Annotated in this window: 1 protein-coding gene and 2 pseudogenes; all 3 read right to left on the bottom strand. The window is 64.3% G+C overall.

Annotated features, from left to right (window positions below; genetic code table 11):
• Positions 1–169: 169 nt before the first annotated feature.
• Positions 170–355, bottom strand: a pseudogene (locus EP26_RS38950) (transposase); the annotation flags it as partial.
• A gap of 23 nt (positions 356–378) precedes the next feature.
• On the bottom strand, positions 379–666 hold the full coding sequence (locus EP26_RS38945) for a transposase (protein WP_281177181.1): 288 nt from the start codon (positions 664–666) through the stop codon (positions 379–381).
• A 49-nt stretch (positions 667–715) separates the two neighbouring features.
• Positions 716–967 (bottom strand): annotated as a pseudogene (locus tag EP26_RS38940) (transposase); the annotation flags it as partial.
• Positions 968–1,107: the final 140 nt, after the last annotated feature.

Below are 1,107 nucleotides of genomic sequence, written 5' to 3'. Positions count from 1 at the left end.
CGCCACTCATGTAACAAAGACGCCAGACATGCACCGCACACTTCATAATGTTTTGCCTGCAAGCCCAGGCCAATGCCGCGCTTGTGCGCTTGCAATCGGGCGGGTTTTCTGTGTGACAAAACGGACACTATCTTCCTGATACTGTGCATAAAATCTTGTTTGAGAATGGTCAGGGGTGTGCGACCCGTCGGATGAGAAGGGCGCCGAGGCTGAGGCGGATCATGGCTTCGGACACATCGAGGCGGCGCTCGTAATCGCGGACGAGGCGGCGCCAGCGAGTCATCCAGCCGAAGGTACGTTCCAACACCCAGCGACGGGGAGGATCTGGAAGCCCTTCTGGTCTGCGAGCTTGCGCACGACCTCGATCGTGAAGTCGCGCTAGGCGGCGAGGCTCGCCAGCCTGCCAGGGTCATAGGCTCCTTCGGCAAAGAGGTGCTTTAGGCAGGACCAACGCTTACGAACGGCGGCGATGATATGCTCCGCCCCGGCGGCGTCCTGCACGTCGGCCGTGGTTAGGTATACCATCAGCAGCCGCCCGTCCGTGTCCACCGCGACGTGCCGCTTGCGTCCCTTGGTCCGCTTGGCCGCGTCGTAGCCACCGCCACCAGACGCGCCCGGTGCCTTTACGGCTTGGCTGTCGCACGCCTGCCGACGGACTTGCTTCACGTCCCGCCCGCTCCCGATCCAGCATCAGCGCGACGTTGTGGATGGTGTGGAACAGCAGCCGCCGCACGAAGCGCCGGAACCACCAGTAGATCGTCTGCCATGGCCCGAAGTCGTGCGGCAGCGTCCGCCAGCCGCAGCCAGCGCGGGCGAGGTAGCGGATCGCGTTCAGCACCTCGCGCAAATCCACCCCAGGCGGCCTGCCGCGCCGCATGGGTCGGGGCAGCAGCGGCTCCACCACCGCCCACTTCTCGTCCGTCAAGTCAGACGGATAACGCTTCGTCCTGCGGGCAAGGTCGGCCATCCGGCCACGGCTCTCTAGGGTCCACATCCCCAGGGTGAATCACGCCCTAGTGCACTGACCCAGACGGAGGATTCACAGCGGGCCGCTGCGGTGGAATTCTCCGGCTATGGCCCAGACCGTCAGTGTCATCGTTGGATCGG

The sequence above is a fragment of the Belnapia moabensis DSM 16746 genome (assembly GCF_000745835.1).
GTDB classification, from domain to species: Bacteria; Pseudomonadota; Alphaproteobacteria; order Acetobacterales; family Acetobacteraceae; genus Belnapia; species Belnapia moabensis.
Note: the sequence above shows the minus strand (reverse complement) of the source record. Positions and strands in the feature narration are given on the sequence as shown.